Annotated in this window: 17 protein-coding genes; 7 read left to right on the plus strand and 10 right to left on the minus strand. The window is 66.2% G+C overall.

Features of this window, described 5'->3' with window-relative positions; all coding sequences use genetic code 11:
* Positions 1-75: 75 nt before the first annotated feature.
* Together KRR38_RS06245 and KRR38_RS06250 are read right to left on the minus strand one after the other, a co-directional pair.
* On the minus strand, positions 76-708 hold the full coding sequence (locus tag KRR38_RS06245) for a PEPxxWA-CTERM sorting domain-containing protein (protein WP_217399658.1): 633 nt from the start codon (positions 706-708) through the stop codon (positions 76-78).
* A 235-nt stretch (positions 709-943) separates the two neighbouring features.
* Positions 944-1,339, minus strand: coding sequence for a YidH family protein (locus KRR38_RS06250; RefSeq protein WP_217399660.1), 396 nt, complete (start codon positions 1,337-1,339; stop codon positions 944-946).
* Positions 1,340-1,620: 281 nt separating this feature from the next.
* Here KRR38_RS06250 and KRR38_RS06255 point away from each other — a divergent pair, with 281 nt between their 5' ends.
* On the plus strand, positions 1,621-1,794 hold the full coding sequence (locus KRR38_RS06255; RefSeq protein ID WP_217399662.1) for a hypothetical protein: 174 nt from the start codon (positions 1,621-1,623) through the stop codon (positions 1,792-1,794).
* Between the two features lie 10 nt (positions 1,795-1,804).
* On the opposite strand, the gene KRR38_RS06260 is transcribed toward KRR38_RS06255, so the two are convergent.
* A complete protein-coding gene (locus KRR38_RS06260) occupies positions 1,805-2,404 on the minus strand; it encodes an EthD domain-containing protein (RefSeq protein ID WP_217399664.1) in 600 nt (199 codons plus the stop codon).
* Between the two features lie 31 nt (positions 2,405-2,435).
* Complete coding sequence (locus KRR38_RS06265; RefSeq protein WP_217399666.1) at positions 2,436-3,614, minus strand: acyl-CoA dehydrogenase family protein; 1,179 nt, start codon at positions 3,612-3,614, stop codon at positions 2,436-2,438.
* Positions 3,615-3,720: 106 nt separating this feature from the next.
* Between KRR38_RS06265 and KRR38_RS06270 the strand changes: the two genes are divergently transcribed.
* The 6 genes from KRR38_RS06270 to KRR38_RS06295 all read left to right on the plus strand — a co-directional run bounded on the left by KRR38_RS06270 (position 3,721) and on the right by KRR38_RS06295 (position 9,394).
* Entirely contained in the window at positions 3,721-4,704 is a 984-nt protein-coding gene (locus KRR38_RS06270) for a phosphotransferase family protein (protein ID WP_217399668.1), read from the plus strand.
* A 10-nt stretch (positions 4,705-4,714) separates the two neighbouring features.
* Complete coding sequence (locus tag KRR38_RS06275; RefSeq protein WP_217399670.1) at positions 4,715-5,884, plus strand: hypothetical protein; 1,170 nt, start codon at positions 4,715-4,717, stop codon at positions 5,882-5,884.
* A gap of 82 nt (positions 5,885-5,966) precedes the next feature.
* A complete protein-coding gene (locus KRR38_RS06280) occupies positions 5,967-6,728 on the plus strand; it encodes an SDR family NAD(P)-dependent oxidoreductase (RefSeq protein ID WP_217399672.1) in 762 nt (253 codons plus the stop codon).
* Positions 6,725-7,906 carry an acyl-CoA dehydrogenase family protein gene (locus KRR38_RS06285; protein WP_217399674.1) on the plus strand — a complete coding sequence of 394 codons (1,182 nt, stop codon included), beginning with the start codon at positions 6,725-6,727 and terminating at the stop codon, positions 7,904-7,906. The genes KRR38_RS06280 and KRR38_RS06285 overlap by 4 nt, the downstream gene beginning before the upstream one ends.
* Positions 7,903-8,970 carry a phosphotransferase gene (locus KRR38_RS06290; RefSeq protein WP_217399676.1) on the plus strand — a complete coding sequence of 356 codons (1,068 nt, stop codon included), beginning with the start codon at positions 7,903-7,905 and terminating at the stop codon, positions 8,968-8,970. Before KRR38_RS06285 ends, KRR38_RS06290 begins: the two co-directional genes overlap by 4 nt.
* A gap of 28 nt (positions 8,971-8,998) precedes the next feature.
* Complete coding sequence (locus KRR38_RS06295; protein WP_217399677.1) at positions 8,999-9,394, plus strand: MAPEG family protein; 396 nt, start codon at positions 8,999-9,001, stop codon at positions 9,392-9,394.
* On the opposite strand, the gene KRR38_RS06300 is transcribed toward KRR38_RS06295, so the two are convergent.
* The 6 genes from KRR38_RS06300 to KRR38_RS06325 all read right to left on the minus strand — a co-directional run bounded on the left by KRR38_RS06300 (position 9,391) and on the right by KRR38_RS06325 (position 14,784).
* Entirely contained in the window at positions 9,391-10,923 is a 1,533-nt protein-coding gene (locus KRR38_RS06300; RefSeq protein WP_217399679.1) for an acyl-CoA synthetase, read from the minus strand. The two genes, KRR38_RS06295 and KRR38_RS06300, sit on opposite strands and share 4 nt — an antisense overlap.
* A 13-nt stretch (positions 10,924-10,936) precedes the next feature.
* Positions 10,937-11,668: a TetR/AcrR family transcriptional regulator gene (locus tag KRR38_RS06305; RefSeq protein ID WP_217399681.1), complete on the minus strand. Its 732-nt coding sequence runs from the start codon at positions 11,666-11,668 to the stop codon at positions 10,937-10,939.
* Between the two features lie 16 nt (positions 11,669-11,684).
* Positions 11,685-12,482 (minus strand): helix-turn-helix domain-containing protein, encoded by a 798-nt coding sequence (locus tag KRR38_RS06310; RefSeq protein WP_217399683.1) that lies wholly within the window; start codon positions 12,480-12,482, stop codon positions 11,685-11,687.
* A 96-nt stretch (positions 12,483-12,578) separates the two neighbouring features.
* Positions 12,579-13,355: a cyclase family protein gene (locus tag KRR38_RS06315; RefSeq protein WP_217399685.1), complete on the minus strand. Its 777-nt coding sequence runs from the start codon at positions 13,353-13,355 to the stop codon at positions 12,579-12,581.
* A gap of 233 nt (positions 13,356-13,588) precedes the next feature.
* Positions 13,589-14,368: an SDR family NAD(P)-dependent oxidoreductase gene (locus KRR38_RS06320; RefSeq protein WP_217399687.1), complete on the minus strand. Its 780-nt coding sequence runs from the start codon at positions 14,366-14,368 to the stop codon at positions 13,589-13,591.
* Positions 14,369-14,385: 17 nt separating this feature from the next.
* On the minus strand, positions 14,386-14,784 hold the full coding sequence (locus tag KRR38_RS06325) for a nuclear transport factor 2 family protein (RefSeq protein WP_217399689.1): 399 nt from the start codon (positions 14,782-14,784) through the stop codon (positions 14,386-14,388).
* Positions 14,785-14,828 lie beyond the last annotated feature (44 nt).

Raw genomic sequence — 14,828 nt, forward strand, 5'->3', positions numbered from 1 at the left:
CCTGTTTCCGGTTCCGTCACGCAAAAGGGACGGTCTTGCGACCGCCCCTTTTGCATTTGCCGTTCGCCGGAACGTCTATTGCCGGGTTTTCGAACGGGTCGATCCTGCGTACTTGAGCGAAACCGTCTGGCGGAGACGCATCGCCGCGCCGGCGAAGCCGATGCCCATGATCATGAGCGTCCAGGTGGCAGGCTCGGGAAGTCCGGTGCTGAAGTTGGCGACTTCGAAGGCGTCATTCGCCGGGGTCACGTCGAACTTGGCCGAAGTGATGAATTCGCCGCCCGAAGCCTGGAACTGGACGTACTGCGAGAATGCCTGGTTGCCGTCCGTCACTGCGAAGTTGAGGCTCTGCGGCGTATAAGCGAAGGTGTTGCCCAGGTTGGTGGTGAGGGTCAGCAAGTTGTAGGTATCCGGCGAGCCCCATAGGAAGCTCAGATAGTTCAGCGCATTGGCGAACGTGATGGTCGAGGGGGTCCCCGCGGTCTTGCCAACGGCTAGGAACTGGTTGTTGAAGACTCCGCCCTTCGGGATATCCGCGAAAGGCTGGTCCGCGGTATAGATCGTGCCGCCCGAGCGCGTACCGAGCGAGTCGATGGTTACGAAGGACGACCCGTTGTTGCCGAGGCCGGCAATGACCGTGGCCTGGGCGGCCGGTGCCGCCAGCAAGGAAAGCGCGATTGCGGCGCTCGATACGACAGTGATTTTCATACATTACCTCCCGAGATTGAACCAAGGTCTGAAGCGACCGAAGGCCCCCATCGCGCGCCCGTCATCCCAATCGGACAAAGGCGCGTCGCAGCGACAACAACGGAAAGCTGAAACGGTGCCCGTTGGAACCGCAGCTCGGGATATACTGTTCCTCTTCCGGGACGGGATGCGTTCCGCGCTCCCAGATCGACCCGAACGGGCTACTTGCCGGGTCTCGGTCACATCTCCGGCCGCGCTACACCAGGCGCTCGGTGATCGACACGAAGAGCGCCAGGCCGGCGAGCGACATTATCAAGGACATCAGCAGCACCGGGCGTCCAAGCCGGAATTGTTCTATCCGATTGATGTCCTTCAGCGTCGTCCAGTAGCTGATCGTGCCGAGCACCATGGCTATCGTGCCCATCCCGGCGAGGAACATCCCGACGCGCTGCGGGCTGCTCGACGCGGCGATCTGGCCGCTTTCGGCCGCCGCTTCGAGGAACTTGTAGATCGTGAAGCTGAAGCTGAGCATCGACAACGAGGTTCGCAGCCATGCCATCAGCGTGCGATCCGCTGCCAGCACCGTGCGAATCTGACCAAGATCGCTCGGCAGGATGGGCCTGCGCCTGGCCGACCCGGGGTGTGTTCCCATCGGCTGATTCCTCGCTTGCACTTTCGTCCAAGCGCAAGCTAGCCGCCGATGCAGGCGCGCCAACATCGGGAAAAACCCGAAATATTGAACAGATGGCCGGCCGAGTTCGGTCCGTTTCGCACATTAGGATGAACCCCGGCACCGCCGCGAAATCTTGCTGGCATATGAACGGCCCACCGTGTAGTCTCCGCGACTGGCCTCATCTTGCTTTGCAGGCGCTTTTAACACGGCAAGCTAGCTCACCCGGTCCGAAGAGCCGGGACGTAAGTGGAGATGACCGAATGCGCAGCTTCTGGACCCGATCCTTCCTGACCCGTCGCATCGATCGCTGCTATCTGATCGCCGCCGCCGCGCGGATCCCGGAAAAGCGCCGGATCCATCTCGAGCTGGCGCGATATTATCGCAGGATGCTGGCGAGCCTGCCGGAGCTTCAGGCGCACCCCCAGCCCGCCTAGCGCAGCTGGCCTAGCCGCCGTCGGCGGCCCTGTAGCGATATTCTCGAACATCGACCGAGCCCGCGGGCATTTCGTCTGCGGGCTCGCTTCTGTCGAACCAGGTGGTGCGGATCACGGCGACGCCGTCGGTCGCGGAACCGCCATCGACGCGCTGATCGCGCAGGTACAGCGGTACGCGAACGACGTTGTCGACCACGCGAACCGCGCCGCTCGCCGGTGCGGGCACCTTTTCACCCTGACGGTGGAAGCTGACCACCTTGCGCCGGGTTCCCGGCTGCCCCAGCGGCGGATCGAGCGGCCCGTCGAGCACGACCTGTTCGTCGACGATATAGGTATCCTGCGGCCCCATGAACGAGACGTGGTCGGCGACGATTTCCTGGCTCGCGGGCGTGGCCTTCGCGCCGCCTCCAGCGAAGTCTCGCGCCACCGGCGTCCAGATTTCGGTCACCGTGTCGAACTCCGCCTCGGAGGTGAGGTGGTTGACCGTGTAGCCGCTGAGATTCTCCTGCAGGCGCAGGCCGAGCGGCGAGTGATTTCGCACGTAGTGATCGTGGAACTGCTCGCGAGACATTCCGTCCTTGTGGCGAAACACGAAAACCAGCTTCTCCATCCTGCTCTCTCCGTTGCGACGTCCGGGGCGCCTAGGCCTTCTTGACGATGTTGCTCGGGACCAGCGTGGGCTGGCCGTGAAGCAACTGATTGGCGATGATGGCATAGTGCATCTCGCTGGCGCCCTCGGCAACGCATTGCGCACGCGCGTCGCGCATGTAGCGGTTGACCCCGGTCGAATCCATGATGCCGCTGCCGCCCCAGAGCTGGAGCAGCTTGACGCAGACGTCGAAGGCGGTCTCGCAGATGAAGGTCTTGCAGACGTTCGACATGGCCGGATCCATCGCGCCCGCCTCGAAGGCGCGGACGGTGTCGTAAAGCAGCGCACGCGCCGCGGCGATCTTGCCGTGGGCCTCGGCTAGCCAGAACGACACTGGCTGCAATTCGGACATCTCGCGACCATAGAGCCGGCGCTGCTTCACCTGATCAAGCGTCTTGTCGAACAGGCCCTGCGCGCAACCGACCGAGACCGCACAGTGCGCGAGCAGGTTGGCGGTGTTGGCGGCGCGGTGAGAGAAGCCGCCCGTCAGGATATCGCCGAGAATGTCGTCGGCTTCGAGATAGACGTTGTCGAAGGCGATCGGCCCGGTGTTGGTCCCGCGCCAGCCCAGCTTGTGCTCGTAAGGGGCGACCTTGAAGCCCTCGTCCTCGGCCTCGACGATGACGCAGCCGTAGCCTTCGTTGCCATCGCGGTCCCTCGTCTTGCACATGACGAGATAGGTCTTGGCCGAGCCCTGGGTACAGAAAAGCTTCGACCCGTCGATGCGATATCCATTCCCGTCGGGTACGGCCTTGGTAAGATGCGCGCCGATGTTGGCCGCTCCGCCCGGCTCACTTTGTGAGTAGGCCATCAGCCGTTCTCCCGAGGCCGCCCTGGGCAGGATGCGGCGCTTCTGTTCCTCGGTGCCGAGAATCTCGACCGTGCGCGGGCAGAGCACGATCTGCACCGTGAGCATGCCGGCGAAGGACGGGCTGGCCTTGGCGATCTCCTCGCTGACGAGGCAGACCGAGACCAGGTCCGCGCCCGACCCGCCATATTCCTCGGAGGTGTAGAGCCCATAGAGGCCGAGTTCCGCCGCTTTGTGGACCAGTTCGTCGGGCGTGCGTTCCTCGGCGTCGATCCGGTTGGCCACGGGTTCGACTTCCTTGCGCGCGAAGGTTGCCGCCATGTCGCGCAGCGCGCGTTGGTCGTCGTTGAGCCAATCGAGCATTACCGGTTTCTCCCCACGGGCATTTGTGGCAAGCGTATAAATGAATCGGGGGAAGTGCAATTCATGGATTGCGATATCGCCACCGTGTAACTGAGCTGGGAGCGCAATGATCGCCGATCTCGACCGTACCGCCGCGACATTGCGGGAGATGTTGCCGGGCGGCAGGGCAGTCACAGGCATCCGCCCTTTGACGACGGGATTCTCCAACGAGACCTACCTGATCGAAGGCATCGACCTGATCCTGCGATTGCCACCCTCGGCGGGTGCGATGCTCGATGGCCACGATGTGATCGCGCAGGCGGCGATCTACCGCGAGCTCGGCTCGCCCCTGGGCGCTCCGCCCGTCCCCGAGATCGTGCTGTCCTGCGAGGACGCTTCGGTGCTCGGCACGCCGTTCTTCGTCATGGCACGCGTGCCGGGCGAATCGATTCACGACATCGACTTGCAGCCCTGGTTCGTCGAGGGCAGCGACGACTTTCGCCGGGGGATATGCCGGCGCTGGGTTTCGGCTTTCGCCGGCCTCGCCAAGCTCGCGCCGCTCGATGTGTTGGGCCGGGTCGTCTCGCCCGAGGACGACGCGCGTATGTGGCAGGCCTTCGCCAGAGCTGCGAACAGCGTCCAGCTCGTCGAGCAGTTCGATCGCCTCCTCGCCGTTCCCGCGCCGCTCAGCGGGCCGCCGGCGGTGGTCCACGGCGACACCAAGCTGTCCAACCTGATGTGGCAGGACGGCGAGGTCAGCGCCGTGCTCGACTGGGAGATGGCGCTGAACGGCGAGCCGCTCGCCGATCTCGGCTACATGCTCTACGGCTTCGAGAGCGCCTGGCACGGCCCGACAACGCCGCAGAAGCAGCCGGGCATGCCGGGGCGCGACCAGGTGATCGCCTGGTGGGAGGAAGTCTCGGGGCGTTCGGCGGAAGGCGTGTTCTGGCACGAGATCGCGCAGATCGCGAAGATCACCGCGATCATCGCCGAGGGCACCAACATGTGGGTCACGGGCCGCAGCCAGGATCCCAAGCTCGCCTATTTCGCGAAGAATCTCGACTACTACCTCGGCGTCATGCGAGCGATGCTCGACGGCGGCGGGTTCTGAGAGGATGTCTATGATCCCGACCATCGCTCCGCTGACCGATGCGGACGAATTGCTCAACCACCAGATCGTCAATACCCACGCGACGGTCGGCTCGGCCGATCGCGCCTGGACCGAGAAGGTCTGGTTCGCCCTCGCGCGCAAGGACGGCGCACTCCAGGCCAGCTTCGGGCTGGGCAAGTACACCAACCGCAACGTGCTCGACGGCTTCGCCGGCGTGCAGATCGGCACGCAGCAGCGCACCGTGCGCGCGAGCCGGGTGCTGCGGCCGCGGATCGAGGACCTCAGCGTCGGCCCGCTGGCCTACGAAGTGGTCGAGCCGTTCAAGGCCATCCGCATCACCCTGGCCGCCAACGCCGTGCAGCCGATCGCCTTCGAGCTGACTTTCACCGCGACGATGCCCGCCTTCTTCGAGAAGCGCGATGCCCTCTATGCCGCCGGCCGCGCTGCGTCCGACGTCATCCGCTACCACCAGGCCGGCACGGTCTCGGGCTGGATCGAGATCGACGGCACCCGCCACGCGGTCGATCCCGACGAATGGTTCGGCTTCCGCGACCATAGCTGGGGCATCCGCGAGCATGTCGGCAAGGATCCCACCGACCTCGTCCCCGGCAACATCGGCGCGACCGGCGGCAGCAAGGCGGGCCAGGCCTACCATTTCAACTGGCTGGTCTCGCGGATCGAGCGGCCCGACGGCACGAGCTACGATCTCGCCTATTACTTCCGCGATTTCGGCGGAGACGGCCCGCCCGAATTCTTCAGCGGCTACATCAATGAGAGCGACGGGACGCAGATCCCGATCCTGCACCTCTACCCCGAGATCGCCTATCGCAAGGGCGACAAGGGCGCGATGTCGGGCCGCGTCACGGCGATCGTCGCCGGCAAGGGCAAGTCGGTGGTCGAGCGCCTCTTCGAGATCGAGGCGCTGAACCCCGAGATGGGCTTCCGCCTGCTGCCGGGCATGTACGGCCCCTGGAAGGACCAGATCCACGGCAGCTTCAAGGGCGAGGATTTCCTCGACGGCGAATGCGTCGACGACGTCAACAGCCCGGACAAGACCGCCGAGAACTACCGCTGGCAGATCCGCGACCGCCCGATCCGCATCCGCGAGGGCGCGAACAGCGGCTATGGCGACATGGAAAGCATCATCATCGGCGAGTACCCTGGGGTAACGCTGGTGTGATCCAGCGCGCAGCGGCGTGACTGTCGCTGCAAGACCGATATTTCCGTCTGGGCCGCCGCGAAGATCGCGTTAGGAAACGAGCATGAGCACACTTTCGGGCAGAACCTGCCTCATCACCGGCGCGTCCTCGGGCTTCGGCGCCCACTTTGCGCGGATCACCGCCGCGGCGGGTGCGCGCGTCGCCCTCGCGGCGCGCCGGAAGGAACGGATCGAAGCGCTGGCCGAGGAACTGCGCGCCGGCGGCACCGAGGCGGTCGCCGTCGCCATGGACGTCACCGACGAGGCTTCCGTCATTGCCGCCTTCGATGCTGCCGAGGCGGCGCTGGGCCCGGTCGATACGGTGATCGCCAATGCCGGCGTCTCCTCGCCCGGCCGCGCGACCGAGGTTCCGGCCGAGGCGATGGCGACGCTGCTCAACACCAATGTGCTCGGCGTCTTCCTCACCGCGCGCGAAGGTGCCAAGCGGATGATGGCGGCGGGCAGTCGCGACAATGGGCGCGGGCGTATCCTGCTGATCGGCTCGATGGGCGCCGAGACCCCGGTCAAGGGCGAGGTCATGTACTGCGCCAGCAAGGCCGCGGTCGCGCGCATGGGCCGCAACCTGGCCGGCGAATGGGTGCGCAGCGGCGTCAACGTCAACGTGCTCCAGCCCGGCTTCATCCTGACCGAGCTGGCCGACGACTGGTTCGGCAGCGAGGCCGGCAAGGCGCAGATCGCCACTTTCCCGCGCAAGCGGATGCAGCCGATCGAATCGCTGGACCCCATGGTCCTCTATCTCTGCTCCGACGCCTCGTCCGCGATGACGGGCTCGGTCATCACCATCGACGACGGACATTCCCTATGACAACCGAACGCGCCCTTGCCATTGCCGCCCGTGTCGAAGCTTTCGTCCGCGAGGTGGTATTTCCCTACGAGGCGGACCCGCGGCGCGATCATCACGGCGCACCGACCGACGAGCTGGTCTTCGAGCTGAAGGAGAAGGCGCGCGCGGCCGGCGTGCTGTCTCCGCACATCCTCGAAGGCGGCGGGCATCTGACGCAGCGCGAGACCGCGACCGTGCTGATCCGCTCGGGGCTCTCGCCCTTGGGCCCGCTCGCCTGCAACACCAATGCTCCCGACGAGGGCAACATGTACCTGCTCGGCAAGGTCGGCTCGCCGGCGCTGCAGGAGCGCTTCCTCGCGCCGCTGGTCGAGGGCCGCGCGCGGTCGGCCTTCTTCATGACCGAGCCCTACGACTGGGGCGGCGCGGGCTCGGACCCCTCGATGATGAAGACCACCTGCCGGCGAGACGGCAACCACTGGGTGATCGACGGGCGCAAGACCTTCATCACCGGCTGCCTTGGCGCCAGGGTCGGCATCGTCATGGCCAAGGCTGAGGAAGGCGCCTGCATGTTCCTCGTCGACCTGCCCGACCCCGCCATCCGCATCGAGTCCATCCCCAACACGATCGACAATTCGATGCCCGGTGGCCACGCCACCCTGACGATCGAGGCCTTGCGCGTCCCCGCCGACCAGATGCTGGGCGAGGCCGGCGAAGGCTTCCAATACGCGCAGGTGCGGCTCTCGCCCGCCCGCCTGTCGCACTGCATGCGCTGGCTCGGCGCCTGCATCCGCGCGCAGGAGATCGCCACCGACTATGCCTGTCGCCGCGAGGCTTTCGGCAAGGCGCTGATCGACCACGAGGGCGTCGGCTTCATGCTCGCCGAGAACCTGATCGAGCTCAAGCAATGCGAGCTGATGATCGACTGGTGCGCCTCGGTGCTCGATACGGGCTCCTTGGGCACGGCCGAAAGCTCGATGGCCAAGGTCGCGGTGTCGGAGGCGCTGCAGCGCATCGCCGACCGCTGCGTCCAGGTCATGGGCGGGCTCGGCGTCACCGACAAGACGATCGTCGAGCAGGTCTACCGCGAGATCCGCGCCTTCCGCATCTACGACGGCCCGACCGAAGTCCACAAATGGTCCCTCGCCAAGAAGATCAAGCGCGACTGGAAACAGGCCCAAGTGGACAGTGCGGCCCAATGAGCGAGGACTTCGCAGCGGCTAACAGCGGCACCGATCCGGTCCGCGAGGGCTACGGCTTCGACGAGGCGGCGCTGGCGGCGTGGATGGCGGCGCATGTCGAAGGCTTCGCCGGCCCGCTCGAAGTGCGCCAGTTCAAGGGCGGCCAATCGAACCCGACCTACCAGCTGATCACGCCCGCGCGCAAATATGTCCTGCGCCGCAAGCCGCCCGGCGAGCTCTTGCCCGGCGCGCACGCGGTCGACCGCGAGGCGACGGTGCTCTCCAAGCTCGGCGCGGCGGGTTTTCCGGTCGCGCATGTCTACGGCCTGTGCACCGACGACAGCGTCATCGGCACCTGGTTCTACGTCATGGAAATGGTCGAGGGCCGGATCTTCTGGGATGCGACCTTTCCCGATGTCGCCCGCAAGGAGCGCCCGCGCTACCTCGATGCGATGAACGCGACGCTGGCCCAGCTCCATAGCTACGACCCGCAAGCGATCGGCCTCGGCGACTACGGCAAGCCGGGCAACTACTTCGCCCGCCAGATCTCGCGCTGGAGCCGCCAGTACCTCGCCGACGAGCTCGCGGGGCGCAACGACGACATGGACGCGCTCGTCGAGTGGCTGCCGACGGTCACCCCGCCCGCCGAGGAAAGCACCGTCGTCCACGGCGACTTCCGCTGCGACAACATGATCTTCCATCCGAGCGAGCCGCGCGTGCTCGCCGTGCTCGACTGGGAGCTCTCGACGCTCGGCCACCCGATCGCCGACTTCGCCAACCACGCGATGATGTACCGCATGCCGCCCGATATCGTCGCGGGCCTGAAAGGCGCCGACCTCGCCGCCCTGGGCATCCCCAGCGAAGCCGATTACGTCGCCGCCTACTGCGCGCGCACCGGCCGCGCCGGCATTCCCGAGTACGAATTCGCCATCGCCTTCAACCTGTTCCGCTTCGCCGCCATCTTCCACGGCATCAAGGGCCGCGTCCTGCGCGGCACCGCCGCCAGCGCTAACGCCGCAAACAGAGCCGAAGCCTTCCCCAGAATCGCCCGAATGGCGCGTGAATCCATGGAAAATTGCCGCTAGCAGTACGTCGACAGACAAGGGGGCCGACATGCATACCGAAATCCTGATTCTCGCCTGGGGCGCGGTGCTCCTGTTCGTCCACATCTTCGCTGCGGGTCAGGTCAAGACGAAGCAATATGGCACCAAATGGAATACCGGCGCGCGCGACGAGAGCCTGCCGCCGATGGAACCGCTGACCGGCCGCTTGGTGCGCGCGCAGGCGAACTACCAGGAGACTTTTCCCATCGCGATCGTCGCGCTACTCGGCGTGGTCTTGGCCGGGCGGAGCAGCGGCACGACCGCGCTCGGTGGCTGGATCTGGCTTGGCGCGCGGGTGGTCTATCTGCCGCTCTACGCGGTGGGCGTGCCCGTGGTGCGGTCGCTGACCTTCCTCGTCAGCGTGGTCGGCCTCGTCATGGTGCTCTGGCCGCTGCTGGCCGGCTAAACCGGCCAGTACTTCGCCCGCACCGCCTTCTTGTAGAGCTTGCCCGTCGGCAGCCGTGGCAACTCGTCGGTGAAATCGACCGAGCGCGGTGTCAGCTGCCTGCCCAGCTTCGCGCGCACGAAATCCATGATCTCCTGACCTAGCGCGTCCGAGGGCACGACGCCCGGCGCGGGCTCGACTACGGCCTTGACCTCCTCGCCCAGTTCCTCGTTGGGCACGCCGATCACGGCGACGTCGGCGATCTTCGGGTGGAGCGCCAGGGCATCCTCGATCTGCTGCGGGTAGATGTTCACCCCGCCCGAGATGATCATGAAGGCCTTGCGGTCGGTCAGGTAGAGGTAGCCGTCTTCATCGAGATAGCCGACATCGCCGACGGTGCGCCATTCGGGATGGCCGGGATGCGAGGCGGAGACGGTCTTGCCCTCGTCCTTGTGGTAGGTGAACGGCACCGCCACGTCGACTTCGCCGTAGATTGTCCCGGCCTCGCCCACCGGAAGCTCGTTGCCGTCCTCGTCGCAGATGTGGAAGGGCTTGCCCGACGATCGCCCGACCGTGCCTGGATGGGCCAGCCAGTCGGGGCTGCCGACCCTGGCGAAGCCGGCCATCTCGGTCGAGGAATAGAATTCCTCGATGACCGGTCCCCACCAGTCGATCATCTGCCGCTTGACCTCGACGGGGCAAGGGGCCGCGGCGTGGATCGCGCAGCGCAGGCTAGACAGATCGTAGCGGGCGCGGGTTTCTGGATCGAGCTTGAGCATGCGGACGAACATCGTCGGCACCCACATCGAATGGGTTACCTTGTAGCGCTCGATCAGCGACAGCGCGGTCTCGGCCTCGAACTTGTCCATCATCACGACCGTGCCGCCGAGCTGGGTCACCCCGGTCACATAGCCGCAGGGTGCCGAGTGATAGAGCGGCGCCGGCGAGAGATAGACGGCATCTCCGTCGATCCCGAACATGCCGACCGTAGCCGCCGATCCCGGGCTGCCGTTCGCCGCGGGCAGATCCTGCAGCGGCCGCTTGATGCCCTTGGGTTTGCCCGTGGTGCCCGAGGAATAGAGCATGAAAGTGCCGAGCGGCTCCTCGGCCAGCCTCTCGGCCGGATAGCGCGCGATGGCCGTGTCGTAGTCCTCGAAGCCCTCGATCGCGCCGCCCACCGACAGCTTGATCTCGCAGCGCGACGACAGGTGCCCGAGTTCCACGGACTCGCCGATCGCCGCCGAAGCGATGAGCACGCGTGCGTCGCAGTCGTCGACGATATAGGCTGCTTCGGCAGCCGGCAGGTAGCGGTTGATCGGCGTCAGGTAGAGGCCCGAGCGCATACAGGCCCAGATCACCTCGAAGAAGGCGAGGTGGTTTTCGAGATAGAGCGCAAGGTGATCGCCCCGCCGCAGGCCCTGCGCATGAAGCAGCTGGGCAAGCCGATTGGAGCGGTCGTTCAGTTGGCGATATGTCAGGCTTTCGCCGGTGGCCGGCCGAATGACGGCAAGCTTGTCCGGATGCGTCTCCGCATGGGTGCCAACGTACACGGTGTGCTCCTTGTCAGCGCGCGCCGGCGCCGCGGCCGATTGCCGAACTGTCTGCTTGCTGTGTCTCACGCGCGTGCGATCTGCGATGGGCGATCACGACCGACAGGACCTCCGCTTCCGCCTCGATCAGGCCGCGGACGCGGTCACGCTGGTCGGCTTCGGCAGATGCGCCGGTGATGATGCCGAACTGCGGATTGGTCACGACGGTCGCGACGCGTTCGAGCCCGGTTATCAGCACGCTGGCGATCGCGATGTCGTTGGCATCCTCGGCCTGCCCGAGCTGGTCGGCCAGCAAGCGGATCAGCGGCAGCGTCACGTCGTTGCGATAGCGCAGGACGCGCAGATCGCCGGCCTCGGACATGGCATTGCGCATATGCAGCAGGCGCGCATGCTTCGCCCAGAAGGCGTAATAGGCCTGGAGGAAAGCATAGCTGCAGTCATGCAGCGCATCGTCGGGCCAGCGATGGCGGAGCTGGCCGAGGTACGCCGCTTCCGCCGTTTCCATGACCCGCCGCAAGGCCGCCAGCAGCAGATCGCCCATGTCGGGGAAGTAGAGATAGACGTTGGGCGGGCGCACCCGCGCTTCCTTGGCGACGCCGCTGAGCGTGACGGGCGGGCCCTCGCGATCGCCGAGCAGCACGAGCATCGCCGTCAGGATCCGCTCGCGCGTTTCCTGTCCCTTGCGCCCGAGCTTCTGCCCGACCTGGTTGTGGCTGACCGCCGGGGTCAGCGGGGTGACTGTCATGCGCGGTTGCTCAAATTCAGATCGCCATCATGCTGCGCACGAAGGGCGCGGAAACGTCGCCGCCTTCCGCCAGACAGCTTTGCACGCCATGCTCGAGCGTCGCCAGCAGCGCATCGGGATCGACTGCCGAGTTGGTTGGATAGACCACGCCGAGCGCCAGCCTGCGTTCGCCGAGTCCTTCGGGCAGCAGCATCGCGGTCATCATGGTGCCCGGCGCGAAGCCCGACACGCCGGTGGCACCGCCGGTCTGGCCATACCGGGCGACCGCCTCGTTGGCCTCGGTCAGGTTGAAACGGTCGGCCGGCTCGGCTTCGGCATTGAGCCGCCAGAGCATCTTGCTGGCCGGACCGAGGCCCAGCGAGGACAGCAGCAGCAGGCCCGCGGGGCTAGCCGACAGCAGCGTGCTCGCGCCGCATTCGAGGTTGCCGTTCGGCAGGTCCGCCCCGTGCGCCCAGCGGAACACCTGGGCATGGGTGCCGACCATGCCGAACAGGCCGACGCCGCTGCGCGAGGTCTGGGCCAGGCGGTCCATATAGGCGAAGAGGCGGCCGCTGGCGATCGGCTCGGGCTGCGAGGCCATGCCGAAGGCCGCAAGCCGCGGCGTCGGTGCGTAGGACCGCGACTGCGGATCCTTGTAGAGCAGCCCCATCTCGACCAGCGCGCCGAGCAGTTCCGACGTGCTCGACTGCGGGCGGTCGTAGCGCCGGACGATGTCCATCACCGTCGCGCGCCGCTGCTCCGAGGCGAAGAACTCGAACACCTCGATCACCCGCCGCGCGATCTTGGTTTTGTTCGAATCGAGCGCCATGGTCATTTTTATATCTCCTCTCGCCTGTTGCATTAGCTCCCGGTGCGAGTGAGTCGTCAATCCGAAAAATTAATGGCATTTCTTTTTTGAGCCGAGAGGAGCTCAGATCGTGCCGATCGGCGTGACCGGCGAGCCCACCGCGCCCGGCAGATTGAGCGGCGGCGCGGTCAGCAGGAAGTGGGCCCGGCCTCGCTCCGCCAGCGCCGGCGCCAGGCCGCCGAACCACCAGAACTCGCCGAGATGGATGCCCAGACGAACCAGGCAGAATTCGTGCAGCGGCATCATCGCCGTGCCGGCGCAGCGGGTCAGGCCGTCGACCTTCTCGACCATCGAATTGTCCGCGCAGATCGCGGCGATGCCCGACCGGTCGATCCAGTCGAGCAGCGCGCGGTCCTTGCCGTCGAGGCCCGGGCAGGCGGCGAGTTCGGCGTCGGAAACCGCGGCGCCGTCGCGCAGCAGGAGGTCGGCATAGCCGGTGTAGATGCAGAGGAAGTCGCCTTCGCCCGCCTCGGCGCCCTGCGTGTCCATCGCGCGCATCAGCCCATCGTAACCGACCGCCGCGAGCGGACCTTCGCCCGACATGCGCAGGTCGACGAGTACGCCCCTGCCCTGGACGCAGCTTTCGGCGAGGTTTTCGATCCCGAGCGCCAGGGCAGCGGGCGCCTGACCTTCGGACGGCAGGACGAAATGCCTGTCCATGCGGTAGCCGTTGTAGAACAGCCGCTCGGCAACCCCGTCGCCGTCGGCATCGAAGCAGGTGCCGTAGTGGCTGAGCCCGTCCCACTGCGTCGAATATTGCAGGCCGAGCAGGACCTGGTCGTCGTTGACCACGTCGATCAGGCCCCCCCAGCGGCGACCAGTCGTACATCGTCCGGCCATCGGCGCTGATCGTCGGCGCAAGCACGGGCGGGTGGCGGCCGGCGAAGACCTGCTTCTTCGGATGGTCGAGCGGCAGGCCGAGCTGGAAGGCGAGACCCTCGGTGACGCTCTGGACGGCAGCGAGGCGACGCGCTGGTGTCACCAGGTTCATCCGGCCGATCTGGTCGTCCTCGCCGAAATCTCCCCAGTTCGAGCCTTCGGGCCGCTTGAGCCAACGCCGCATGGGTTTCTCCTTACTGGGTTCGCAGCTTGCGCTGGCGGATACGGTCCGGGGCATTCGGCTGCCCGGTATGCGCGGTGATGCCGCCGTCGGCGGTGACGATCGATCCGGTCATGTAGGAGGCATCGTCGGAGGCCAGGAAAGCCGCGACGGCGGCCATTTCCTCGGCCCGGCCGGCACGGCCGAGCGGGATGCGTTCGAACCAGAAGGCGGCGTCGACCGGGTCGGTCACGGCGCCTACCGCGAGGTCAGTGGCAATCAGGCCGGGGCAGAGCGCATTCACCCGGATGCCATCACGCGCATGGTCGAGCGCCAGCGAGCGCGTGTAATTGATCACCGCGCCTTTCGACGCGTTGTAGGCGCCCATCGCGAAGTCGCCGCCGAGGCCGGAGATCGAGGCGATGTTGACGATGGTGCCGCCGCCAGCCTCGCGGATCGCCGGGATCGCCGCCTTGCAGAACAGGAAGATCGCGCGGGTGTTGATCGCGAAGACGCGGTCCCAGACATCCTCCTCCATGTCGGGGGTCTCGACCAGCGCGCCGATGCCGGCGTTGTTGACGAGGATGTCGAGCTTTCCCCAGCGATCGAGCGTCGCCTTGACCGCGGCCTGGACATCCTCCGTCACGGTCGCGTCGGTCTTGACGAAGGCGACGTTTTCGCCGGTCTCTGCCGATGGATTGAGATCGGCGATCATGACCTTCGCGCCTTCGGATACGAGCCGCTGGACGATAGCCCCGCCGATCCCCCGCGCTCCACCCGTGACGATCGCGACCTTGCCGTCGAACCTTGCCATCGCTTCCCTTTCGTCAGTTAGAGTCCCGGCGTAGTCGCCAGGCCGTCCGGGCCGGGATCGAAAGCCCCTGCCCGGTCAATGTACTCGTCGAGCCGCACGATCAGCCCGTTCTCCACGCGCACGACGATGCAGGTCGGCCACGCCTTGCGCGCGCCCGTCGCCGTGGTGGCGGTCATCACGTGCTGCTGGACGAAACCGCCCGGGATCGGCTGCCTCCGGGCGTTGACGAAGTCGCGCTCAGGAAAGTTGTCGACGAGCGCCAGCCACTGTTCGCGCATGGCCGGCTTGTCGTGGGCGATGCAATCGAAGCAATGCCAGACCTTGGCTCCGTCGGCGAAGCAGGCAACGGCAGCATCCACCTCGCCGTTTGCCAGCGCGCCGAACAAGCGGTCGATCACTTCTCCACCATCGCTCATTGCCCGGTCCGTCACTGCCACAGTTCGCTACTAGGTAAAATAGA

The sequence above is a fragment of the Novosphingobium sp. G106 genome (assembly GCF_019075875.1).
Classification (GTDB): Bacteria; Pseudomonadota; Alphaproteobacteria; order Sphingomonadales; family Sphingomonadaceae; genus Novosphingobium.